Below are 14200 nucleotides of genomic sequence, written 5' to 3' on the forward strand. Positions count from 1 at the left end.
GGCCGGGCGCACGGCTAAGTTGGCGCCGTGCGTAAGTGGGTTCTGCTGAGCGGAGCGATCACGACAGAGGTCGGCGGAACACTGTCGCTGCGTGCCTCACAGGACCATTCCGGTTGGCTGATCCTGGTGGTCGCCGGCTACCTGTCGTCGTTCATCTTGATGGCCGCGGTGCTGCGGACCGGGATGCCCGTCGGGGTCGCCTACGGAATCTGGGGCGCGACGGGTACCGCCGTCACCGCCGTCGCTGCGTCCCTGATCTTCGGTGAGGCGTTCACCTGGCCGCTGCTGGCCGGCATCGCGCTGATCATCGCCGGTGTCCTGCTGGTCGAATTCGGCTCCCACGACAGGCCCGCCGAGGTGACCCCGTGATGTGGCTGGCGCTGGCCGGGGCCATCGGGACGGAAGTGCTCGCCACGTTGTCGCTGCGGGCATCCGATGGTTTCCGCCGCCGCCGGTGGATCGTCCCGGTGGCGGCCGGCTATCTGGTGTCCTTCTATCTGCTGTGGGTTTCGCTGTCGTTGGGGATGCCGGTGGGCGTGGCCTATGGCATCTGGACCGCGTGCGGTGTCGCGCTGGTGGCCGTCGCCGCACGGGTGCTCTTCCGTGATCCACTGACCTGGCGGATGGTGGCGGGCATCGCCCTGATCATCGCCGGCGTGCTCACGATCGAGATGGCCGGCGTGGCGCACTGAGCACGCCGGGCACACAGGTCAAAACGGCGACCAGTAGTCCCACCGCCGGGACCAGCAGCAGTCCCACCCGCAGCCCGGCAGCATCGGCGATCAGCCCGATCACCGGCGGCGAGGCGACGAACCCCAGCCGCATCAGCCACGCCACCACCGTCAGTCCGGTACCCGGCCGCAGCCCGGGTAGTCGATCGGCGCCGTGCATCGCCGCAGGCACCAGTGTCGCCACCCCGAGGCCGACCGCGGCAAAACCGGCGATCGTGCCGGGTACCGACGGAAACGCAAGGGCCAAACCCATACCGGCCGCCATCACCAGTCCCCCGGTCCTGGTCACGATGCGCTCGCCGAACCTGTCCACCAGACGATCACCTGTCAGCCGCCCGACGAACATGCACCCGATCAACGCGACGTACCCGAACACCGCGACCGCCCCCGGCGCGCCGAGCCCATCGCGCAGATAGAGCGTGGCCCAGGTGTTGCCGACATCCTCGATGACGGCCCCCGCGATGGCCACGACCACCAGAACTGCCAGCAACGCATACGCCGGAAGATGTGCCCGCCGCCCCAACCCGGTGGAACCGCCGTGGTGGTTGTCGGCTCGATCGGGTCCCGGCAACAGGAACGGATAGGACGCCAGTGCCACCGCCGCGAACACCGCCGCGGCGATGGCCAGGTGCACTGCGCGCCCGAGACCCAGGGCGATGGCGGCGGCGCCCATGGATCCGCCGAGGATGCCCCCGGCGGCCCAGACCGCATGCAGCGAGTTGATGATCGAGCGACCATAGGTCTGTTGAACCCGCAGGCCATGCACGTTCTGCGCGACATCGGTCACGGCATCACAGGCGCCGGCAAAAAAGAGTGCGGCGGCCAGCAACGCAGGCGTGCTCGCCGAACCGGCGGTCGCGATCAACACTGCCAGGAGTACCGACGACCCCACCGCAGTGCGGGCCGATCCGAATCGCCGGACGGTTGCGCCGGCGGCCAGCCCGGCGACCAACGCACCCGCGGCGAAAGCCGCCACCACCGCCCCGTAGCCGGCATTGGACAGCGCCAGATCGCTCTTGATCTCCGGGTACCTCGGCAACAGGTTGGCGAACATCGCACCATTGGTCAGGAACAGCGCTCCTACGGCGATCCGGGCCCGCCGGGCCGGGTCGGTGCTGGCTCCTGGCGGCATGCCCGCCGACGATACTGACGCCACGCACAACGGTGCCCACCGGTCCGGCGGCGGGACGGCGGATCCGGCAAGATTGCGAGCATGACCGAATTGGCCGAGCTCGCACAGCGGTACGCGGTGGCAACGGAGTTCGTCGACTGGCGTGGCCGCAGCGTTCCGGTGCCCGAGCACACGCTGGTGTCCGTGCTCGCCGCGCTCGGGGTCCCGGCCGATACCCCGGCCGACCGCGAGCGCGCCGCGCGGACGCACGACCGTGAGCATTGGGGCGACACCCTGCCACCCACGGTGGTGGCCCGCTCGGGCACCGCGTCGTCGTTCTGGGTGCATGTCACCCATGGCCTGCCGGTCGACGTATGGGTCGAGCTGGAGGACGGCTCCCTGCGCACCGAGCTGCGCCAGCTCGAAAACAATCGTGCGCCATATGATCTGGACGGGCGGACAATCGGCGAGGCCACCTTCGAGCTGCCAGCCGATCTGCCGCCCGGATATCACCGCCTGCATGCCAGGACCGACACCGGCGAGACCGACACCACCGTGATCGTCGCACCCGCCGTGCTGGCGCCGCCGCGCGGGCGGCACTGGGGTCTGGCCACCCAGCTCTACAGCGTCACCTCCGAACAGTCTTGGGGCACCGGCGATCTGACGGATCTGACCGATCTTGCCATCTGGTCGGCGGCTCGCCATGGCGCGGGATTCATCCTGGTCAATCCATTGCACGCCGCCGCACCGGTGGCGCCGATGGAGCCGTCGCCCTATCTGCCGACCTCCCGCAGGTTCGTCAATCCGCTGTATCTGCGGGTCGAGGCCATCGACGAGTACGCCCAGCTGCGCAGGCGCGGGCCACTACGCAAGGCCCGCGCCGAGTTGGCCGGCCGCGCCCGACGCCGCGACGGTATCGACCGGGACGCGGCGTGGAAGGTGAAACGTGCTGCCTTGCAACAGGTGTACCGGGTGCCGCGATCCGCGGGCCGGGACCTGGCGTACGCGGCATTCCGCGATCGCGAGGGGCGCAGCCTCGACGACTTCGCCACGTGGTGCGCGCTGGCCGAAGTGCACGGGCCGGACTGGCACAGCTGGCCGCAAAAGCTGACCCATCCCGACAACCCCGAGGTCGCGGCGTTCGCCGCCGCCAACGAGGCGGCCGTCGACTTCCACCGCTGGCTGCAATGGCAGCTCGATGATCAGCTGACCACCGCCCAGGCCCGAGCCACCCAGGCCGGCATGGGCCTGGGCATCATGCACGACCTCGCCGTCGGGGTCGATCCCGACGGCGCGGATGCCTGGGCATTGCAGGATGTGCTGGCGCGCGGGGTGAGCGCCGGGGCGCCGCCGGACGAGTACAACCAGCTCGGCCAGAACTGGTCACAACCACCATGGCGGCCCGACCAGTTGCGACGAACCGGCTATGCGCCGTTCCGCGCCCTGGTCAACGCGGTACTGCGCCATGCCGGCGGGGTCCGGATCGATCACATCATCGGGTTGTTCCGGTTGTGGTGGATCCCCCAGGGTGCGGCGCCGACCGAAGGCACCTACGTGCGCTACGACCATGATGCGCTGATCGGCATCGTGGCGCTTGAGGCATATCGCAGTGGCGCGGTCGTGGTCGGCGAGGATCTGGGCACGGTCGAGCCGTGGGTGCGTGACTACCTGCGCGACCGCGGATTGTTCGGTACGTCGATCCTGTGGTTCGAACGCACCGACGGGGGCGCACCGCTGCCCGCCGAGCGCTGGCGCGAGGCCTGCCTGTCCGCGGTGACCACCCACGATCTGCCGCCGACAGCCGGTTACCTGGCCGGTGAGCACATCCGGCTGCGAGAGTCGCTGGGGCTGCTGACCCGGCCGGTCGAGGAGGAGATCGCCGACGATCGGATCGAACAGCAGGCCTGGCTCGACGAACTGCGCCGGCTCGGTCTGCTCGGCGAGCAGCCCGATATCGACGAGATCGTCCGTGGTCTGCACGCCTTCCTCGGCCGCACACCGTCGAAACTGCTGGCCTTGGCCTTACCGGACGCGGTCGGCGACCTCCGCGCGCAGAACCAGCCGGGCACCACCGACGAGTACCCGAACTGGCGTGTGCCACTGTGCGGGCCCGACGGTGAGCGCATGTCCCTGGAGGACGTGTTCAGCGATCCCCGCGCCAATGCTCTCGCCGAAGTAATGAAAGCCCAGGTGCCGGCGATGGACACGTGACTGGAGTTTCTACAGGTGTGGTTCTGCGATATGTTCGCACCGCACCGCGACACCCGGAGGTCACGTGAAGAAGCTAATCGGCTTGGGGCTGGGCGCCTGCGCCATCGCATCGGCGGCGATCGTCACCGCAGGCACGGCGAGCTCGGACCCGCAGGCGGCGCAGGCCGCGTACAACGTGGTCGGCGAACCGTACGGCAAGGCCGTGGCGATCCTCAAGAGCATGGGCATTCCGTCGATGTTCGGCGGCGCGGTGGGCAGTGACATCCAACAGAGCATGTGCATCGTGGAGAAGCAGAAGTACATCCCGTCCGGGAAGATGCAGCTGATGCTCAATTGCACACAGGCGGCTTTCGACGCCGCCGGTGCCAGCCGGTCCACCGGATCGGGACCGGGTGGACGCACGGTCGGCGCGAACGGTGTCACCACCGTGACTCCGACCCCGATGCCGCCGGCCCAGGCCGGAGTTCCCACCTCGCCGGCGCCCGTTCCTCCGCCGGCTGGCTGAGTCCGGCGTCTAGTATTCGCCCATGCCATTGGCGCCTGGCGCGACGTTCGCCGGATACACGATCGTTCGCGCCCTCGGCGCCGGCGGGATGGGTGAGGTCTACCTCGCCCAGCACCCACGACTCCCGCGCCAGGACGCGCTGAAGATCCTGCTCGCGCAGGTGTCGACCGATGACGAATATCGCCAACGTTTCGAACGCGAGGCGGATATCGCGGCCACGCTGTGGCATCCGCACATCGTCGGTGTGCACGACCGCGGTGAGAGCGACGGTCAGCTATGGATCGCGATGGACTACGTTCCCGGCACCGACACCTCCCGCCTGTTGCGCGAGGAGCACCCACAGGGTCTGCCGCCACAGCAGGTCATCGAGATCGTCACAGCGGTCGCCGAGGCGTTGGACTACGCCCATCAGCGCAATCTGCTGCATCGGGACGTCAAACCGGCCAACATCCTGATCTGTGGTCCGGAGTCCGGTGATCGACGCATCATGCTGGCCGATTTCGGTATCGCGCGGTGGTCCGATGATGTCAGCGGGCTGACCGCGACCAACATGACCGTCGGCACGGTGTCCTATGCGGCGCCCGAACAGCTGATGGGCAATCCCCTGGACGGCCGGTCCGATCAGTACGCCCTGGCGGCCACGGCCTACGAGCTGCTCTCCGGAACGCCGCCGTTCCGTAACTCCAACCCGGCGGTGGTCATCAGCCAGCACCTGTCGGCCTCGCCGCCTGCGATCGGCAGCCGGCGCCCCGAACTGGCGCACCTGGACCCGGTTTTCACCAAGGCCCTGGCCAAGGAGCCCGGTGAGCGGTTCGATCGGTGCACCGACTTCGCGCGCGCGCTCGGACACCAGCTGGCCGGTGACATCTCCGAGCAGACCACGCTGGCACCGGCACCCAAGAAGCCCAAGGCGCGCAGGCAGCGTCCCGCGGCCGCGATCCTGGTGGCCGGGATTCTGGCGGTCCTGCTGTGCGTGGCGATCGTGATCGCCGCGTTCGAATTCGGCCGCGCCGACGATGAGCGCCCGGAGGCCGCCCCGACCACCACGTCCAGCGCCCGGCCGGCCACCACGGCGATCCCCGCGCCGCCACCGGTGGCGAGCGCGACCACCTCCACTCCCGATCCGACCGTCACGGTCACCACCGATGTGACCGAACCGGCCACCGCCGCAGTGGTCGGTGCCGATTGCGGCCCGCTCGGCGGCACCGGCACCACCGCCGAGGGCACGACGGTGTATTGCGAGACCCTGGCGGGCACCCAAGCGACCATCTGGTCGCTGACGCAGGGGCCGGTGGCGAGTCCCACGGTGACGACCGAGGCGCCGGATCCCAGCGAGAGGCCACTACCGGGGGTTCTGGACCCCTCGGTGCGGGTGTGCATGCAGCAGACCGGTCAGACCCGCCGAGAGTGCCGCGAGCAGATCCGCATCAGCAACGGGTCGCCCTGATACATCATCCGGCCCGGCCGGCATGAACTATTCGCCGGCCCTGCCGGCCAACCGCTCCATCAGCTGATCCAGCAGTGGCCGTTGCCCTTTGAGTAGTTTGATGCGGGCCTCTGCGACGGTGAACCACTGCACGCGGTCGAGTTCCGGGTACTGCCGGACACGACCGGAGCCCCTTGGCCATTCCAATTCGAAGGTGTTGCTGACCGCGTCCGTGACATCGAGATCCGCCTCGACGGCGAACGCGGTGACGATCTTGCCGCCGGGCTGGCGCAGCGGCGGGAAGTCCATTCGCTCACCGTCGGGCATCGGCAACCCGATCTCCTCGGCGAACTCTCGGCGGGCCGCCGACCAGGCGTCCTCGGACTCGTCGAACTCGCCTTTCGGAATCGACCATGCGCCATCGTCTTTGCGTGCCCAGAACGGGCCGCCGGGGTGTCCGATCAGCACCTCGGCCATGCCGTCGGTCACGCGGTACAGCAGCACCCCTGCGCTTGCACGTGGCATCAGCGCAGCGTAGTCCACGACCGTGCCGACGGATCTCGGCGCGCACCACGGCGGTGTCGGCGCTACAGTCACCACCGTGGCCGGCATCCGGTACAGCAGGTACGTCGCCGTGGGTGACAGTCAGACCGAAGGCCTTTGGGATGTCGACGAGTCCGGGGCGCTGGTCGGATTCGCCGATCGACTGGCACGCATGATCGCGGCCGAATCCCCTGGCCTGCAGTATGCCAACCTGGCGATCCGGGGTAAGCGCATCGCCGATGTGCTGAATGTGCAGCTGCCACAGGCCCTGGCGATGCAGCCCGATCTGATCACGGTGTGCGTGGGCATGAACGATGTGACCCGACCCGGCCGGAAATTCGACCGTGCACTCGGCGACCTGGACACCCTGCACGAGAGCTTGGCGTCATCGGGGGCCACGGTGGTGACCACCACGTTCCCCGATATCACCAAGATCCTGCCCGCCGGACGATTGCTGGTGTCGCGGGTGCTGCGCATCAACGATGTCATCCGTGGCGCTGCGGACCGGCACGGTTTTCGGCTGGTCGACCTCTACACCGCCGCTTCGATGACCGATCCCGCGGTGTGGAGCCCGGACCGGGTGCACGGTTCCACCGCCGGGCATGTGCTGTTCGCCGCGGCGGCGGCGGAAGCCCTGGAACTGGCCGGGGCCGATCATGATTGGGCTCTGGCGGCGGCCGGCGACGATCACCGATCGGTACGGTCCCGGATGTCGGCGCAGCTGGCGTGGACGCAGAACATGTTCATGCCGTGGATATGGCGACATCTGCGGGGCCGCAGCGCCTTTCACGGGCACCAGGCGCGGAATCCGCAGCTGGCGCCGGTCCCGGCGAACTCAGCGGTACAGGAGCGACGACGTTCAGCGGCCGAACGGGTCGAAGCCGAAGATCTTGCCGTCGCCGATACCGGCCACGGCCGCCGGGCAGAACATCGAGATCGCCACGCCGGTGAACATCGTCGCCGGACCCAATGACATGCCGGCACGATCGGCAACCGTGGCCGCGGCATTGGCCACGTTCTGGCCGGGCGCCGACAGCATCGGGCAGACCGACTCACCCAGCGCCAGCGTGTCCACCGCGTTGAGTGTGGCCGGTGCGGTCACCCCGGCGGCGTCGAGTGCGCCGAGGAAGACATCGGCCGCCGAATCCGCATGTGCCGGGCCGGCGAGCCCGAGGGCGAGACCGGCCGTCGCCACGGTGGTGAGCACACAGGTGTTGATTCGACGCATGGGTGACCATGCTAGGGCACCATCGCCGCCTGCCGCGCCCTCAGCTGTGCCAGGCACCGTCGATCTGCTGGGCCACGTCGATGATTCGGGCCGCCCTGGCTCCGGGACTGTCGATCTCACCGGCCACATGGGCCGAGACGAACCGCTTGATCTCGGCGTCGATACCGGCCATCACGCGCAGCACCTCGGCGCGCAACGTCCCCGACGTCACGTGGATGGCGATATCGCGCGGCCCCGGCTTGCCGACGTCGAGGATCAGCAGCAACGGTTCGGCGGCCCGCGCGGTGGCCTGCAGCGAGATCTCCCCGAACACCATGAAGCGCGGTTTGTCGATCCGCAGGTCGATCACCATGTTGATCTCCAACGGAATGCGGATGTCGAAGGAGATGGCCTCGCCCACGTGGCGCGTCACGCGCGGGTACTGCACGCGCACCCGGGCGGTCACCTTGGCGATACCGCCCGGCCCCTGGCCCATCGGGCCCATTTCGAACTCGTCACCGGCGATCGCCCCGATGGCGTCGGCGACACGCTTCTCGGACACCGCGACATCGAAGAAGCGGCGGCCGAACTCCTCGTAGCTGAGGTACCTGGCCGACGCGCCGGTGGCGGGGTCCGCCGGTGAGGAACTGTCCATGGTGATCACTACCGTCTCACGTGGCACACGCGACCGTGCGCGACACACCCATCTAGCCGGGCGCCTCGGTGAACAATCGCACCCGTCGCACCCGGCTGGGCCGGACCCCCACCTCGGTGATCAGGACTGCTGCACCGTCGGTGCCGGTCAGACTGACGACGACATGCCGGCCCGCGGTCAGGATCGTCCGCCGGCGTTTGCCCGCGAGCGCGGCCACCAGTTCGCTGGGTCGCAGCCGGCCGAGATCACCGGTGGTGATCTCGGCGTCACCGAGCCCCCGCTTGACCGTCATCTCGTCACCGGCGATCGCATCGTCGACAAGTTGCCCGATCAGCCGCCTGCCGCGGGCTCCGACACCGTTGACCCCGGCGACGAAGCCCAGTGCACCCGCCGGACCCTGGTTGGCCAGCAGGGAACGGGTCAGGGCGATGGCCGCGGGGAAGGCGGCCGGACCATTGCGGGTGAACCTCCATGCCATCGCGGGTAGCTCCCAGTAGGCCCGTAACCGGTCGATGGCCAGCGCGTCACCGACCTCGGCGAGGTCATAGCGCAACAGTGCCGGGATGCGCATCGTCACCGACGCGTTCATCGCGACCTCCAGGACCACGTCACGCAACACGGTGGTGCCGCAGACGATGTCGATATCGCGATGGAAGGTGATGTCCCGCGGACCGATGAAGGTGTCATAGAACTGTTCGATCTCGGACCGACCGGTGTGCGGGCGCGACCCCACCGGATCCTCGATGCGCGCCCCCGCGGTGAACAGGCCCACCCATCCCGCCCTGTCATGCGCGGCGGCGGCCGCCGGCGAGCGTTCCACCGCTGCCAGAACCGCTGATCGTGTTGTGGACATATCCTTGGGTACCACCCCTGTGCGAAGGAGGACGGCAATGAGCCAGAACGGGCCGTTCGGTATCGACCCAGAAGAGTTTGACAGGCTCGCCCGCGAAGCCGGCGAGGGACTGCGAGATGCGCTGGACAGGTTCGGCAAGAGGGCAGGCTGGTCGACGCTGATCGACCAGTTCACCGCCCAGGCCACCCCGGCGGCACCCGAGACCACCGGGGACGCCGGTGACGGGGTGTGGGCCATCTACACCGTCGATGCCGCGGGCGGTGCGCACATCGAAGAGGTCTACCCCAACGAACTGCAGGCGTTGCGGGCCAACAAGAACAACACCGACCCGGCCAGGCGGGTGCGCTTCCTGCCGTATGGCATCGCGGTCAGTGCGCTCGACGCGCCGGAATAGCCACCATCGCCCGGCCGACACCACTAGGCTTTGCCGGAACGATCGACCACGGTGAGGGCGGGACATGTTTCGTGAACTGACGGTTGCTGCTTCGACCATCGTCGCCGCGGTGGGTTTCGCTGTCCCCGCAGCCGCCGATGACGGATCGGGCCAGTACCCCAATGATGTGCCCGGCATGAACTACCACGCGGCACTCGGCGCACCGTGCGAGAACACCCAGCTGTTCACGTTCGGCCGCGGCCGCGGTGGCCAGCCGATGAAATGCAGCTGGATCCCCAATCAATGGCCGCCGGTCTACACCGGTTTCTGGACCATGTCCTACGACCTGCACGGTGTGCAGGAGGTGGGTGCGCCGTGCTCGGTGCCCCAGGGTGCGGCCCAGACGGCCGACGGCAGGCCGATGCTCTGTCTGGGAGCCCGCGGATGGCAGCCAGGGACCTTGACCGGCGACGGGTTCTTCCCTGCCTGATGGGGGCGACCTCGCAGGACCCCGGTTGACCGAAGCCGGTCAGGCGAAGGCGCGGCGGTAGGCGGGCGGATGACGCAGTTCGGCGCCCAGTTGCCGCGCTGCCTGCCAGACCCAGCCCGGGTTGCGCAGTAGCTCCCTGGCCAGGAACACCGCATCGGCTTGCTCGCCGGCGATGATGCTCTCGGCCTGTTCGGCGTCGGTGATCAAGCCGACAGCGCTGGTGGGGATCTCGGTCTCCTTGCGGACGCGAGCGGCGAACGGCACCTGGTAGCCGGGGCCTACCGGGATCGGCGCATCGGGGACCGATCCCCCGCTGGACACGTCAATCAGGTCCACGCCGAGCGCCTTCAGACGCGCCGCGAGGGTCACGGTCTCTGCGACGGTCCACCCCGGGCGCGGGTCCTCGCCGTCGCCGCCGAGCCAGTCGGTCGCCGACGCCCGGAAGAACAGCGGTAGGTCGGGCGGCCACACCGAGCGCACGGCGCCGACGACCTCCAGGGCGAAACGCATCCGGTTTTCCAGCGTGCCGCCGTACCTGTCGGTGCGGCGGTTGGATTGCGGAGAGAGGAACTGGTGGATCAGGTACCCGTGTGCACCGTGGATCTCCAGCACCTTGAAACCGGCTCGCGCGGCCCGGCCCGCGGCGTCGGCGAATGCCGTTGTGATGGAGCCGATCTCGTCGATATCGAGTTCAGCGGGAGTCGGCAGACGACCGAACGGCGCAGCGCTGGGCCCCACCGTGGGCCAGCGCTGTTCGTCGACTCCCCACGGACGCCCGGTGGAACCCTTACGGCCGGCGTGCACGATCTGGATACCCGGCACGGACCCCTGCGCGGTGACGAATTCGGCGATGCGACGCAGACCGTCGGCCTGCCGCTCGTTCCACAGACCGAGGTCGAACACGCTGCTGCGGCCCACCGGGTGCACGGCGGTCGCCTCGACCATGATCAGTGCCGCTCCGGCGACGGCACGCGAACCGAGATGTTGCAGATGCCAGTCGGTGGGCGATCCCTCGTCGGGACCCGAAGGTACGGCGGCGAACTGCATCATCGGCGACATCCATGCCCGGTGGGCGAAGGTCACCGAGCGCAGGGTGAGCGGGCTGAACAACCGTGTCATGTCCGCTACCCCTGATCCAGGCCGAGGTATGCCATGGCGGCCCGGATGATGCTGTCGCGCCCCGGACCGTGGTCGACGGCAAAGCGGGCCGGATCGGTATCGGCCATGTCGAACGGATAATCGCTACCGCAGACCACCTTGTCGGTGCCTGCGAGCGTGCAGAGCAGCTCCAGCTGGGCCGCTCCGTGCGTGACGGTGTCGAAGAACAGCTCACCGAACACCTCCTGCGGTGCACGCGCCCCGGCGGCCCGGACATCGGCACGCGCCCGCCAGCCGTGGTTCCACCGGCCGAGAAGACCTGGGGCGCAACCGCCGCCGTGCACGAAACAGATCCGCAGGCCCGGCAGTTGGTCTTTGAGTCCGCTGAGGATCAGCGCTGCCACCGCGGTGGCCGATTCGGTCGGATTGCCGATGAGGTTGTTCAGGTAGTAGTTCGCCCACTGCGGCTGCGGCAGTTGCATCGGGTGCACCAACACCGACAGCCCGAGCCGAGCCGCCTCACGCAGCACGTGCCCGAGGGCGGGACCGTCCAGGGACTCGTTGCCCAACAGCGGTGGGACGGCCACGCCGGCAATGCCTTCGGAGCCGGCCAGCTGTGTCAGCTGCGTGGTGACGGCCGCACTGTCGGCCAGACTGACCAGTCCCAGTCCGAGCAGCGCGCCGTCGGCATCGGCGACGACCTCGGTCAGCGCACTGTTGAAGGCGCCCACGTAGTCGTCGGCGGCGGCGCCCGGTTGCAGCGGGAACGCGAAGGGCGGTGCCGACAACACCCGAACCCCGACCTCGCTGCGGCGCATATCGGCACGGATGGCGGCGATATCGCTCATCGCGTCGGCGGCGATCGACAGTGGGATCTCGCCGAGAAAGAGTTGACCGTCGCGATCGTGCATGCGTCCGTGTGGGCCGGCGCCGGGGAGGTCGAACAACTCCCGCGGCAACCAGTGCGCGTGCACATCGATCACGCCGGGCGCCAGATCTGCGCTGATCATCGATACGTCCTTTCTCGGGAGTGCTTACGAGTGTCAGCCCCACGAGGACCATGCTCAATGTCAACAGACACATAATTTCGCGCATCCAATGTGCCGGAGACCATGAGCACTCACGTGGCGGCCGGCGGCCTACCGACCGGTGGCCACGGCGTCGACGGTGAGTGCGGTGGCGAACTGCAGCACCACCGCGGGGTCGGCCAGCGTCACCTGGCACAACGCCTCGGCGCGCTGCAACCGTTGGGTCAAGGTGTTGGGGTGGATGTGCAGAGCCGAGGCAGCACCCCTGCGGTCCTGGTTGTGCGCCAGATACGTGCGGATGGTGCTGACCAGTTCCGTGCCGTGGGCCAGGTCGTAGTCGCGCAACGGCCCGAGTGTGCGCGCGGCGAAGGCGGTCAGCAGAGCCGGATCATCGAGTTGCAGGAGGAGCCCGGCGACACCCAGATCCTCCAGGGTCACCACGGTATTGGTGCGCCGCGCGGCCACCGCGATCGACAGCGCACCTTTGACGATGCGGTACGCCTCGGCGTAGGTCTGCCGCCCAGGAGTCACCCCGGCCACGGTCACCTCGACCCCGTCGGCCAGGCGGGTCAGCGCACCGTGGACGGCCGCAGCGACCGCCGCGGCGGACCCCTCACCGCCACCGGGCACCGGAACCCCCTGTGGCCACAGCACGACCACATCGTCACGGATATTCGCCGCCAGTGGCCGAAAGCGTTGTCCGGTAGCAAGATCGGAGATCAGCCCGAAGATGCGCTGGCGCAACATCTTGTCGGGCACCCCGGCCGAGCGGTCGATCCGCGCCACGATGACATCATGCGGTTGGCTCAGATCATGCCCGAGCAACTGCGCCCTGCGCAGCACGGTCTCGGGAAGGTCGGCCTGCTCGCTGAGCACCTCTGAGAGCAGTTCGCCACGCAGTCGCTGCTCCACCTCGGCCGCGGTGCGGGCGCGCAGCAGCTCCAACGACACCACCATCGACGCGTGCTCGACGGCACGCACCGTAATCGGGTCGGGCTCGAGCTCGCCATCGGGAAACCAGATGCGGGCCACCAACTCCCCGTCGAGTTCGGGCGAGGACACCAGGAATGATCCGTCGGCCGACCGCACCGGCCGGGAAGATCCGTCGTGGGAGGGCGCGCTCTGGATCCGCAGGTCGGAATCCGGCAGCGAGTCCGAATCCCCTGCGACGGCGAGGATCTCATGCAACGGATCCTCGATCAGCACCGGCCTGCCGATCAGATTTGACAGCGCATGGGCGACGCCGTCGAGCCCGCCGGAGCGCAGCGTCACCGCCAGCAGGCTGTTGTGGATCTCCTCCGAGCGCGCCAGGGCGTCGCGTTGTTCCCGCAGCTCGCGGTTGAGCGTGCGCAACTGGTCCAACCGGTCGGCCGAGGTCAGTGCGATCGCTGCATGGTTGGCCAGCAGGGTCATCCGCTCGGTCTCGGTCGACGTGAAGGTGTGCACCGGCATGTAGTAGCCGTTGAGCGTGCCCAGTGTGCGGCCACCCGCGATCAGCGGCACGCTGATCAGTGCCCGGTACCCCTGTTCCTGCGCCGCACCTCCCCACGGCGTGAACTCCGGGTCCGCGGTGATATCGCGGATGGTGACCGACTGCGCACTGTGGAACGCGCGGGCCGAGGGGGCACCGCCGTCGAGGCGGATCGGCCGGTCGCCGTTGACCTGATCCACATAATCCTCGGACAACCCGCTCCATCCGGCCACGATCAGCCTGGTGCGCTCGGAGTCCGGGATCAGCACGCCACAGAAGTCGAATCCCAGCAGTGCGCGCGCCGTCGTCGCGATCTGGCCGAGCAATTCGGCCAGGCCCGCGGCCGAGGTGGCGGCGGCGCTGAGTTCACGCATGGCACCGAGCCATGTCGACATCTCGGCACCCGGCCTGCCCTCGACAGTGTCCGTCTCGGTTGAACTCACCGGATCAGCATGACACGACCATGTCCGCGCGAACATAAAAACAGCGCTCTTATGG

16 protein-coding genes are annotated in these 14200 nt (G+C 68.6%); 8 read left to right on the forward strand and 8 right to left on the reverse strand.

The window, feature by feature from the left end:
- Positions 1-27: 27 nt before the first annotated feature.
- Positions 28-369: a DMT family transporter gene (locus FBY28_RS01980; RefSeq protein WP_141863870.1), complete on the forward strand. Its 342-nt coding sequence runs from the start codon at positions 28-30 to the stop codon at positions 367-369.
- Positions 369-692: a DMT family transporter gene (locus tag FBY28_RS01985; RefSeq protein WP_174241764.1), complete on the forward strand. Its 324-nt coding sequence runs from the start codon at positions 369-371 to the stop codon at positions 690-692. Before FBY28_RS01980 ends, FBY28_RS01985 begins: the two co-directional genes overlap by 1 nt.
- Here the strand turns inward: FBY28_RS01985 and FBY28_RS01990 are convergent.
- Complete coding sequence (locus tag FBY28_RS01990; RefSeq protein ID WP_141863874.1) at positions 661-1863, reverse strand: MFS transporter; 1203 nt, start codon at positions 1861-1863, stop codon at positions 661-663. The two genes, FBY28_RS01985 and FBY28_RS01990, sit on opposite strands and share 32 nt — an antisense overlap.
- A gap of 81 nt (positions 1864-1944) precedes the next feature.
- On the opposite strand from FBY28_RS01990, the gene malQ reads away from it, so the two are divergent.
- The 3 genes from malQ (at position 1945) to FBY28_RS02005 (ending at position 6005) form a co-directional block, all read left to right on the forward strand.
- Entirely contained in the window at positions 1945-4053 is a 2109-nt protein-coding gene (malQ, locus tag FBY28_RS01995) for a 4-alpha-glucanotransferase (RefSeq protein ID WP_141863876.1), read from the forward strand.
- A gap of 64 nt (positions 4054-4117) precedes the next feature.
- On the forward strand, positions 4118-4558 hold the full coding sequence (locus tag FBY28_RS02000; protein ID WP_019509954.1) for a hypothetical protein: 441 nt from the start codon (positions 4118-4120) through the stop codon (positions 4556-4558).
- A 22-nt stretch (positions 4559-4580) separates the two neighbouring features.
- Complete coding sequence (locus tag FBY28_RS02005) at positions 4581-6005, forward strand: serine/threonine-protein kinase (protein ID WP_141863878.1); 1425 nt, start codon at positions 4581-4583, stop codon at positions 6003-6005.
- 27 nt (positions 6006-6032) lie between these two features.
- Here FBY28_RS02005 and FBY28_RS02010 read toward each other — a convergent pair whose 3' ends face one another.
- Positions 6033-6509 (reverse strand): NUDIX hydrolase, encoded by a 477-nt coding sequence (locus FBY28_RS02010; RefSeq protein ID WP_141863880.1) that lies wholly within the window; start codon positions 6507-6509, stop codon positions 6033-6035.
- A 22-nt stretch (positions 6510-6531) separates the two neighbouring features.
- Here FBY28_RS02010 and FBY28_RS02015 point away from each other — a divergent pair, with 22 nt between their 5' ends.
- Positions 6532-7500 carry an SGNH/GDSL hydrolase family protein gene (locus FBY28_RS02015; protein WP_216847443.1) on the forward strand — a complete coding sequence of 323 codons (969 nt, stop codon included), beginning with the start codon at positions 6532-6534 and terminating at the stop codon, positions 7498-7500.
- Here the strand turns inward: FBY28_RS02015 and FBY28_RS02020 are convergent.
- Genes FBY28_RS02020 through FBY28_RS02030 form a run of 3 tightly spaced genes read right to left on the reverse strand, consistent with a single transcriptional unit; the run spans position 7387 to position 9242 of the window.
- Positions 7387-7755, reverse strand: a complete 369-nt coding sequence (locus FBY28_RS02020; RefSeq protein WP_141863882.1) for a DUF732 domain-containing protein — start codon at positions 7753-7755, stop codon at positions 7387-7389. The two genes, FBY28_RS02015 and FBY28_RS02020, sit on opposite strands and share 114 nt — an antisense overlap.
- A 40-nt stretch (positions 7756-7795) precedes the next feature.
- Positions 7796-8389, reverse strand: coding sequence for a hypothetical protein (locus tag FBY28_RS02025; protein ID WP_141863884.1), 594 nt, complete (start codon positions 8387-8389; stop codon positions 7796-7798).
- Positions 8390-8441: 52 nt separating this feature from the next.
- Positions 8442-9242, reverse strand: a complete 801-nt coding sequence (locus FBY28_RS02030) for a ketosteroid isomerase family protein (RefSeq protein ID WP_141863886.1) — start codon at positions 9240-9242, stop codon at positions 8442-8444.
- A gap of 37 nt (positions 9243-9279) precedes the next feature.
- Between FBY28_RS02030 and FBY28_RS02035 the strand changes: the two genes are divergently transcribed.
- Positions 9280-9636, forward strand: coding sequence for an Rv0313 family protein (locus FBY28_RS02035; protein WP_019509948.1), 357 nt, complete (start codon positions 9280-9282; stop codon positions 9634-9636).
- Between the two features lie 64 nt (positions 9637-9700).
- Entirely contained in the window at positions 9701-10105 is a 405-nt protein-coding gene (locus FBY28_RS02040) for a hypothetical protein (RefSeq protein WP_019509947.1), read from the forward strand.
- Positions 10106-10144: 39 nt separating this feature from the next.
- On the opposite strand, the gene FBY28_RS02045 is transcribed toward FBY28_RS02040, so the two are convergent.
- The 3 genes from FBY28_RS02045 to FBY28_RS02055 all read right to left on the reverse strand — a co-directional run bounded on the left by FBY28_RS02045 (position 10145) and on the right by FBY28_RS02055 (position 14145).
- On the reverse strand, positions 10145-11224 hold the full coding sequence (locus FBY28_RS02045; protein ID WP_141863888.1) for an NADH:flavin oxidoreductase/NADH oxidase: 1080 nt from the start codon (positions 11222-11224) through the stop codon (positions 10145-10147).
- Positions 11225-11229: 5 nt separating this feature from the next.
- Positions 11230-12213, reverse strand: a complete 984-nt coding sequence (locus FBY28_RS02050) for an amidohydrolase family protein (protein ID WP_141863890.1) — start codon at positions 12211-12213, stop codon at positions 11230-11232.
- 129 nt (positions 12214-12342) lie between these two features.
- Positions 12343-14145, reverse strand: coding sequence for a helix-turn-helix domain-containing protein (locus tag FBY28_RS02055; RefSeq protein ID WP_141863892.1), 1803 nt, complete (start codon positions 14143-14145; stop codon positions 12343-12345).
- Positions 14146-14200 lie beyond the last annotated feature (55 nt).

This window comes from Arthrobacter sp. SLBN-53 (genome assembly GCF_006715585.1).
Classification (GTDB): domain Bacteria; phylum Actinomycetota; class Actinomycetes; order Mycobacteriales; family Mycobacteriaceae; genus Mycobacterium; species Mycobacterium neoaurum_A.